General features: G+C 37.8%; 9 protein-coding genes. 2 read left to right on the top strand and 7 right to left on the bottom strand.

Going from position 1 to position 9,815, the window contains the following annotated elements; translation table 11 throughout:
• Nucleotides 1-1,352: aldehyde dehydrogenase family protein (locus AACX68_RS13850; RefSeq protein ID WP_228859507.1), on the top strand; the 1,352-nt coding region annotated here is incomplete at its 5' end.
• A 10-nt stretch (nt 1,353-1,362) separates the two neighbouring features.
• Nucleotides 1,363-2,532, top strand: coding sequence for an MFS transporter (locus AACX68_RS13845; protein ID WP_228859506.1), 1,170 nt, complete (start codon nt 1,363-1,365; stop codon nt 2,530-2,532).
• Nucleotides 2,533-2,626: 94 nt separating this feature from the next.
• On the opposite strand, the gene pcp is transcribed toward AACX68_RS13845, so the two are convergent.
• The 7 genes from pcp to AACX68_RS13810 form a co-directional block, all read right to left on the bottom strand.
• Nucleotides 2,627-3,274 carry a pyroglutamyl-peptidase I gene (gene pcp, locus AACX68_RS13840; RefSeq protein ID WP_228859505.1) on the bottom strand — a complete coding sequence of 216 codons (648 nt, stop codon included), beginning with the start codon at nt 3,272-3,274 and terminating at the stop codon, nt 2,627-2,629.
• Between the two features lie 22 nt (nt 3,275-3,296).
• A complete protein-coding gene (locus AACX68_RS13835) occupies nt 3,297-4,313 on the bottom strand; it encodes a DUF979 domain-containing protein (protein ID WP_228859509.1) in 1,017 nt (338 codons plus the stop codon).
• Nucleotides 4,310-5,038, bottom strand: a complete 729-nt coding sequence (locus tag AACX68_RS13830; RefSeq protein ID WP_228859504.1) for a DUF969 domain-containing protein — start codon at nt 5,036-5,038, stop codon at nt 4,310-4,312. Before AACX68_RS13830 ends, AACX68_RS13835 begins: the two co-directional genes overlap by 4 nt.
• 344 nt (nt 5,039-5,382) lie before the next feature.
• Nucleotides 5,383-6,063 (bottom strand): helix-turn-helix transcriptional regulator, encoded by a 681-nt coding sequence (locus tag AACX68_RS13825; RefSeq protein WP_099120786.1) that lies wholly within the window; start codon nt 6,061-6,063, stop codon nt 5,383-5,385.
• Nucleotides 6,064-6,402: 339 nt separating this feature from the next.
• Nucleotides 6,403-7,857, bottom strand: coding sequence for a Na+/H+ antiporter NhaC (gene nhaC / locus AACX68_RS13820; protein ID WP_228859503.1), 1,455 nt, complete (start codon nt 7,855-7,857; stop codon nt 6,403-6,405).
• Nucleotides 7,858-7,897: 40 nt separating this feature from the next.
• Nucleotides 7,898-8,899, bottom strand: coding sequence for a LacI family DNA-binding transcriptional regulator (locus tag AACX68_RS13815; RefSeq protein WP_228859502.1), 1,002 nt, complete (start codon nt 8,897-8,899; stop codon nt 7,898-7,900).
• A 110-nt stretch (nt 8,900-9,009) separates the two neighbouring features.
• Nucleotides 9,010-9,684: a helix-turn-helix transcriptional regulator gene (locus AACX68_RS13810; RefSeq protein WP_228859501.1), complete on the bottom strand. Its 675-nt coding sequence runs from the start codon at nt 9,682-9,684 to the stop codon at nt 9,010-9,012.
• Nucleotides 9,685-9,815 lie beyond the last annotated feature (131 nt).

Below are 9,815 nucleotides of genomic sequence, written 5' to 3'. Positions count from 1 at the left end.
GTTTTAGTAATCCATATATACAGAAAAAAGAAAATAACTCACAAGATAATGTTGATATTAAAATAAACCCATCAAATTCATCCATAGTGATAAATATAGATAAAAATGAAGAGTTACATATGGCAAAGTTATTCGGTAAAATTAATTTTAATCAAGTTAAGGAAAAGTGTAGTATTCTATCCGGTGAATTAAAAAAACAGAGTAGTTCTTTGATAGAAGCGCTATCTGAATATCAATGTAAAGTTGTCACTGAAGATGAGATTTCCCGTTCAGTTGATATTCTAGAAAATATTGGGGAAAATGAAGCGTATTTTCAGGAAAAAATTTATGGCATTACATCATTTCTACCTTTGAATCAGCCAATTTACGCATCTGTATGTTTTGGTTTCATACCTTCTCTTATGGCTGAAAATGTTTGTATACGCCCACCTACGGCAATGCATTATCATTATAAAAAGTTTGAAAATGTTATTGATATGTCGAAGATATCTGAATCCTTTTCAGTTTCTTATGAAGAAAAAGAATTATTTTTAAGCCAAAGAGTGAAAATAACAGATGCTGTTATCTTTACCGGTACGCCAGAAAATGCAGTTAAGGTCAGAAAACATTTCAGAAAAAACACGTTGTTTATCTTAAATGGTGCAGGGCATAACCCTCTTGTTATATCAAAAGATGCGGATATAGATTTAGCTATCGAAAGTACGAAACGGGTTGTGCTTTACAATCAAGGTCAGGATTGTGCTGGTCCTAATTCTATACTAGTACACAGCGATATATATGATTTATTCAGGGATAAATTAATATTAAGCTTAAAAGAAATAGAAGGAAAGGTAGGCTCTTATTCTGATTATAATAATATTGTAGGTCCTAACAGTGATGTTGATCATAGTATAAAAATAGCCTCTCTATTTAAACTTAATAGAAGTTATTGTACCTATGGTGGGGAAATAAACCCTATAGATGGCATGATAAAGCCGACAGTATTTGAAAAGCCTCTCGTTTTAGGTGGAAATTACAAAGAGTTTTTTGCTCCTGTTTTCTTTTTGCAAAGATATCAGGACGATCAAGAGTTGGCAGATTATTTTTCTCATTCAAACTATTCTGCTAATGCGATGTATATTTCTTTGTTTGGTACAAGTGATTATATTAGTCATCAATTAAATAAAAGGTTACACTTACCGGACAGTATCCTCCTTAATACTGATTTACATTTAGAGGAACATGGTTATCTCCCATATGGTGGACAGGGACCCGCAGCGTCATGCCTTTGGCATGATGGTAACAGAATTAATGGAAGTACATTACCACAAAGAGATATATACCAATATCTAGTTGAACCATACAAAGGGTAAAAAGATAAAAATGAATGCCAGCTTTAATAAATCATATATGATTTCCATCATATTGGGTGCATCGCTCGTAGGATTAGCGATGGGATATACATTACCAATGGTCAGTCTAAAGCTGGCAGAGCAAAATCGTGCTTCAACAATAATGGGTATAATGTCAGCATTACCTGCGCTAGGAATGCTGATCTCTTCCATAATTGTTCCAATACTTACTCGTTTATTTAACTTAAATAAATTATTGAGTTTTAGTTTATTGTTACTGGCTGTTTCTACTTTTTTTTCTACTTATTTAAATCAGGTATATTACCTTATTATTCCCCGATTTCTGATGGGGTTTGCTTGTGGTGTCATTGTTGTTATAGGGGAATCCTGGATTAGCGATAATACTAGTGGTAAATACAAAGGGACATTCATGGGGCTATACACTTCCGTATTCACTGGGTGTCAACTTCTGGGGCCATTGTTAATTTCTATTTTTGGTATTGTCTCTCTGATCCCTGCAATTTTACTGAGCATATTTTCTACTCTTTGCCTTGCTCTTATAGTAAGAAACCCTTCATCAGCACTATCACAACAAACAGAACAAACAGAACAAAATGAAGAAATAAAAGGTTCTTTCTTACTACTTCTCATATCGGCACCCAGCCTTATGATTGGTGTTTTTTGTTTTTCTTTTTTTGATTCAGCAACGTTATCTATGTTCCCGATATATGGTTTATCATTGGGAATATCCGAAAAGATCACCATTACATTGATAACATTAATTTTTTTAGGAGATGCAATCTTCCAGATGCCTATAGGTTGGCTGGCAGATAAAACTAACCATCAGAAAATGCACATTATTTGTGGGGTAGTTTTTATTCTTACTCTATTGGCATTGCCATTTAGTATAAACTCTATGTTTTTATGGGTTAATATCATTATTATGGGTGCATTCGGAGGTGGGATTTACACCTTATCATTGGTGAGAGCAGGAAAAAAATATTCAGGCCAGACATTGATTACCATAAATTCTCTATTTGGCATTATTTGGGGTATTGGCAGTCTTATGGGGCCTTTAATAACAGGTGTAGCAATGGATATATTCAACGCAAAAGGATTTACTATTATATTGATTGCTGTTGGGCTCGTATTCGTATTTTCATATTTGCTTCCTAATAAGTCTGTACCCAATAAATTTTAATATTTTGTATGGCGGCAGAGTTAGCGTTGCCGCCAATAAAACGTAAACTTAAATTTAGAGAGTATGAATATTGAGTCATACCTGCGTAGTCAGTTTAATGCGTCGCTCCACCCATAACAGCAATATCTGATTTATTTTCCCAGGCCACTTCAATCGCCGTTTTTAATGCTGACGTTATTATCTCTAAAGACATGCTGGGCATATTTGTATATTCAGTGGCTTGCTCTGGTAAATAAGGAACATGGATAAACCCTCCACGTGCGGCAGGGTATTTTTGTGTAAGGTAATGTAATAAGCCATACATTACATGGTTACAGACAAACGTGCCGGCTGTTTGGGAAACAGTAGCGGGGATACCAGACATATTTAACGCCCTGACCATCGCCTTGATAGGCAAGCTGGAAAAATACGCGGCAGGGCCACCGACAATAATAGGTGTATCAATCGGCTGATTACCTGCATTATCGGCAATTCTTGCATCGTTAATATTAATGGCAACCCGTTCTACTGTAATATCAGGCCTGCCTCCCGCTAATCCAACGGAAATCACTAATTCCGGCTGATAATTATCAATAATGGTATAAAGCTGTGCCAGTGATGTATCAAAGATACAGGGGAGCTGATGAACTTCAATGTTTGCATCAGCAACTCGGCTGCCTTGTAGTCGCTTAATCGCTTCCCATGAAGGGTTGGTGGTATCGCCTCCAAAAGGCTCAAAGGCAGTCACTAAAATTGTTTTCATAGCTGTTTCCTGTCATTTGTTGTCAGAACATCAGAAAATAGAGTAAAAACACATTAGCAATCAGCAAAGTAGATCCCGTAGGGATCTGTGCCTTGATGACAGCATTTCGATCAGGTAGCTCTAATAGCGCTGCGGGAACAAGATTAAAATTTGCTGCCATTGGTGTCATCAATGTACCGCAGTAACCAGAAAACATGCCGATTGCTGCCATTACGGCCGGATTACCACCATGTTGAAGTACAAGAATAGGTATCCCAATTCCGGCTGTTACGATAGGGAAAGCGGCGAAAGCATTTCCCATAATCATGGTCAAGAGTGCCATGCAAAAGACATAAGCCATGACTGCGATAAACCGATTATCAACCGCCAGATAACTCTCTGTCAGATAAGAGATAATTGTTCCCACTCCGGCCGCTGTAAACAGTAAACCGAGCGTAGCCAGAATTTGTGGCAGAATGAATACACAGCCTATAGAGTCCAGTAAGCGGCGAGTCTCCTGCATAGGTTGTATAATTTTCTCGCGAGTGATACGGATAGCAATTATCAGCGCGATAAGACAGCCGAGAGTGATAGAGAAGAGGGTTGCCAGCGTTGTATGATTGCCTTCGCCAAAAATTGCACGTTCTAATCCGGGAATATGGTTAAACGCAAGAACCCCAACCATAGTGATAACCGGAATAAGTAAGGCGGGTAAAAATAACCGATTACCGAGGCGGGTTGCACTTTCCTGCCGTTGCTCTGGCGTTGGCTGATGATAATTACCTGAACGAACCCCGCCAAATCCAGCCAGCAGTGCCATCACAACCACTAAAATCCCTACTCCGATATGTACGATTCTTGTTGCCAGAACTTCATCATCGAGCCAGAGCTCAGTCAGACGATAGCTCCAGTTTCCTAGCAGAAAAATAAAGCCGTAAAGCCCCCAGAATAGCCCTGTAGTTAAACGACGGGGATTGGCTTTATCACGCCAGGACATCACTGTCACAATAAGCAAAATAGCGCCTGCCAGATAATAGAGATACTGTAACTGAAACATTATATAGCCTCCTTGCAGGCGTGTTTTTTATGGCTTAGGGAGGCAATTTCTTTGGCAAGTTTGTTATCCAGCCGATATAGCCTGACTGAATGGATGAAGAACGCACAAATCGCCGTCGGAATTCCCCATAGTGCAATATGTAGGGGTTCTGTCTCAATACCCGCGGAGTTCAACATAAAATTGTGCATAAAAATAATGGCGCCGAATGCGACAAAAATATCTTCGCCAAAAAACAATCCGGTATTATCTGTTGCGGCGGACATAGCGCGGATCCGATAGCGGACATTTTTGGGTAAATCGCCATATTGATTTTCGGCAGCCCCTTCAGCCATTGGCGCCAATAATGGACGAACCATTTGTGGATGCCCTCCCAGGCTGGTTAAACCCAGAGCGGCAGAAATTTCACGTATAAACAGATAGACAATCAATAAACGCCCGGTTGTGGCACTTTTAATATGAGCAATGGCACGTTGAGCCTGCTCTTTTAAACCATGCCTTTCCAGCAATCCAATGATGACCAAAGGTAATAGAATAGTCAGCGATAGGTTCATTGTATTAAGAAAGCCAGAACCGAGCTTTTCCAGAATATCGAAAAGCGGCATATTGGCAGCTAACCCTGTGACCAGCCCTGCAATTGTTACAACCAGAACAGGATTAAACCTGATAATAAAACCAATGATGATGACTGCAATCCCGATTAGGGGCCAAAAACTGACAGTATGCTGCATATTTTACTTCCCTCTGCATAAATAGATTGTTGTTTTATTGTTGATTTAATTTGCATTCATTGTTGGCTAATTGTTTTTTATTGTTGAACAATAAATATATTGCGTTCAAAGAATGATCAATGTAAATCTGCATTGGATTATAAAAATGGAAGGTAGATCACTGATTGGATGGATTTCTTATCGGAGTCATTGGAAATGAAAAAGGATTAAACCGATATTTTTAACGCCATTTGTAGCATTATATGGCGTTAACTATCGGTATTAATTTAAGATATTTTTACTGTATTTTGAAATTATAATTCAATTTAACAATTCTATTTGTGGATATTATTATTTATTGATAATCAAATTAAGATACGACTTCCGGGCTGTAAGAATTTTTCTGGTACGTAAAGATCGAAATTATTCAATCGGCAGTATTCTTCCAGTTGTTGAGCAGAGCTGACACCAACTTTTTTATATATTTGCGCGGTGTAGTTTTCAACGGTGCGGTAGGAGATATTTAGTATCTTTCCGATCTGTTTGCTAGTGTATTTATGTAAAGAGAGGAAAATTACATCCCATTCTCGTTGAGTAAACAAATTAGTGGGTGGCTGGAACATAATAGAAGCAGGCAGTTTCCCATGATATAAGCGGGTCAGTGAAAAATCCTGAGCTTTCCATAAATGATAGATGATCCCTATACAGTCGCCATTATCATGATAAATAGGTGACTTTTCACAAAAGTAAGATGATAAAGTTTGAGTTTCTCCCCATACATGGGTTTCTAGTGAAACGTATGATTTTTCTTCTTTCATGACTTTTTGGTCATGATGAATATACGCCTCAGCAAACTCTGCACCATCCCAGGGAAGTTCATGATCGTAGAGTCCCTCAAAATCAAATGAATCTGAAAATCCCTTAATCTTATTCAATGCGTTGTTACCATAGATAAAGCATGAATTTTTATCCTTGATCCCCCAAGGCTCGTTACTTATTGCTAGCGTATTAATTATTTGAGGTGAAATGATCGACTTCTTACTCATATCAATATTCCTTTTTTATGTCTGATTAATATAATCAGTTAAATTTTTTACTACTAACGGTGATAAATCTTTCAGGGATATAAAGATCAAGGTTTTTATATTTACATCTTTTGAAATATTAACTATTTGTTATTAAATTATGGCTGGTTTTAATTTGAACCACGTAAATGATGTTTATCAAAGTATTTTATACGCTTTCAACGTTTCCAAAAATGAATAAAATCATTAATTATCTTGTTTCATCGCCAGCTCCAGGGAATTTATTAATAATATAAAAGTAATTAAGATGAATCTACTACCTGAAACTTTTCACGGAAAGTTTCAGGTATGTTTGTAGTGTCAGACGGTGTCACGTTGGGCTTCATTATTCTTCAATGAATTTTTCGGTGCGACTTTTGCAATACTGAAACCAGTAAAACCATAGATGAGTACTAAAAATACAGCGGTATAGCACTGAATTGCCCACGGTAGTAAATCAAGAGTACTGACGCCTAATGTTGTCGCCATATAAATACCGGCAGAAGTCCAGGGAAACAGTGGTTCGATGACAGTACAACCATCTTCTATTGTTCGGGACAGATTTTTATTATCCAGCCCCATCTGTTGATAAGCCCCTTTGAACAGCTCTGCCGGAATAAGCAGAGCCAGTTTGCCGTCACAAGTTGTAGCTGTTACCAGAATAGTCGTAGCTAAGGTTGCAGCGATGAGCTGCCCTGTAGTGTGAACAGTTTGTAGAAGCCAGTTAATGATGATGGTCAGAGCACCAGTAAGTGTTAGTGAACCGGCAAATGCGAATGCACAAAAAATAAGCAATATAGTTCCCATCATGGAAGACATGCCACCGCGATTAAGCAGGAGAGGGATATCATTCACGTTCCCGATAAGATGCCTTTCTTGTTCAGAGAACATGGAGAGATTGAAACCATCAATTAATGAATTGAGACCCTGCTTGATTGTAAATCCCTGAAGCCCTACACCGAGCACGATAGCTAGAACAGAAGCAGCAAGCATGATTGGTATCACTGGACGTTTTGTTATGGCTCCCCATGCAACTAGTGCTGGGGGCAAAATTAGCAATAGGTTGAAGTGATAGAGACTTTCAAGAGATTGAGTAATTGCTGTTATTTTTTCAGGAGTTGCTGAGTTGTCTGTCAAGTTTGTATGACCAGCGATAAAGTAAACGATGGTAGCTAAAAGGAAGCCCGGAATAGTGGTGTACAGTAAATGTTGAATATGGCTGTAAAGATCAGTATCGGCAACAATGGCTGCAAAATTTGTTGAATCAGATAGCGGTGAAATTTTATCACCGAAATATGCTCCTGAAACCACCGCACCTGCTGTAGCCGCTAATGAAACATCGAGACTGGCAGCTATTCCTATTAAAGCAACGCCTACTGTTCCGGCGGAGCCCCATGATGTTCCGGTACAAACAGAAATAACACTTGTAATAAAGAAGGTAGCGATAAGGATATATTGAGGGCTGATTAGCTTTAATCCCCAATAAACCATATAAGGGATTGTTCCGCTCAGCATCCAGGTACCAATTAATCCACCAACGCAAATTAGTATCATAATTACCGGCATTGCTTTGACTAATTTTTCCACGATGGCATTAATAATGTCATCCCAACGATAGCCTTGCCAAAAAGCCAGTAATGCAGCAATGACTGCTGATACTAGTAATAAAGACTCTATTCGGAGGCTTAATTGACCATAACCAATAATTAGCAGCAGGAGCATGGCTACAATGGGCAATATAGCCAGTCCCAAACTCAGTTTTTTCTTGTTATCCATTATAAATATCCCAATTTGCGGCAGGGTATTACAACAAAAATTACTCTATCAAAGAGACTGATTCTCTGATGATCAGTTCTCCTGAAAACATATTCATTTGTGGTGGTAGTTCTTTTTTAGCACTGAGATGTAATGCCATATTGGCGGCCCGTTGAGCCATTTTTTCAATTGGGTTATGTATTGTAGTTAAAGGAGGATAGAGATATTGGGCTGTGACAATATTATCAAATCCAACAATTGATAGCTGTTCAGGTAAATTAATTTTTCTCCGATGTAAAAATCTCATCATTCCTGCTGCCATTACGTCATTAAATGTTAGAACGGCAGTAAAATTGGTACGACAATTTAAAAGCTTTTCCGCTGCTTGTTCTCCTCCTTTTTCGTTAAATGGAGCACTAATAATCCAATCATTATCTATTGTAATGCCAGCTTGAGCCATTGCGTTATAATATCCTTCCAGTCGGAGTTTTCGATCATCAATAGGTAGATCAGCTGTTATATAAGCAATTTTACGATGGCCATTTTGAATCAGGTAATTGGTGGCAATCTGAGAAGCACTTATATTATCTAACCAAACACAGCGGTTAGCGATAGCCGGAACATAGCGATTTATAATGACTAATCCTGGAGTATGGGCGGCATAGCGTAATATATCTGCCTCACTCATTCTGCTAACATACGCGACTATGGCTTCACATCCTTGATTAATTAAAAAATCTAGGGCTGCTTTTTCGAGTTCCGCTTGATGTCTGCCATTACATACCATCAGCTTAGTTTCATTTTGGCGGGCAACCTTTTCGACACCACGAGCTAAAAGGGAAAAAAATGGGTCAGCCCAATTACCAGTTAGTAAGCCCAACATATTTCCACACCTTTTTGTTAACGCCAGAGCAGCTAAATTTCGACGATAATTTAATGCACGCATTGCTTTTTCTACACGTTCACGAGTACCCGGCTCAACATAAGTTGTATTGTTAATAACCCGGCTGACAGTTGCTACAGATACTCCTGCCTGATGTGCTACGTCTTTCATAGTTGCCATGTTTTTCCCCAGTAGTTCTGTAATGTAAATATGAAGCCGAATCATATACCAATTTATTCATATGATCATAAATGCCTTTGAGGGATTTATATCCAACTGAATAACAGGTTTTAATATAGAAGAGTATGACTTATGGATTTGATATATTGGGGAGGAATATATAAATCATAGTGATCTCTTTCACAAAGTGTTTTCAACTCCATCATTGAGTTAATCGATAGTTTTTCATAGATAATTTTAAAATATCGCTCTAATGTTCTTCCTGATATTTTTAGTTCGTCAGCCATATTTTTATTATTGACTCCTCGGCAGAATAAAAAAATTATTAACCATTCTTTTTCTGTCAGAACCTCACTAGGAGGAGTTAGATTGATGGATACAGAAATATCATTTTTAATATAATTATGTACTGAGAAATGGTTTGCTTCTTTAATATGGCAAATGATCCCCATACATGTATTGCTTTCGCTCATTAATGGGTATTTTTCACAAAAGTATGGTATTAATTTTTTTGTATTATTCTGAAAATAAGACCCGACGGATGATATCCGTTGCATAGATTGCAAAACCTTCTCGTCATGATCTTCAAATAATTGAACAAGGCCACTAAAGGGGGTAATTAACGCTTTCTCTGTATAGCCGGTGATGTCAAAACTTTCAGATAGTGTGTTTAATTCCAAAAATGCTTTGTTTGCATATATAAAACGGAGCTCCTTATCTTTTACGAACCATGGCTCATGACTTTTATCCCACATATTTGTTAACTGAGGGGTGATTTGACTCATATATAACCTTCAATAATAGTTGGGGGAATATACTAAAATATATTAGTAATTAGTAAGTCAGAGTTTATGGTTATAGGAGAGTAACCAATTTATTTTATAGAGAATGTGAGGGCAGATTGCTGTTCATGTAA

The organism is Xenorhabdus sp. PB61.4, assembly GCF_963894935.1.
GTDB lineage: Bacteria > Pseudomonadota > Gammaproteobacteria > Enterobacterales > Enterobacteriaceae > Xenorhabdus > Xenorhabdus stockiae.
The sequence above is the reverse complement of the archived record's forward strand: the minus strand, read 5'-3'. Positions and strand labels throughout refer to the sequence as shown.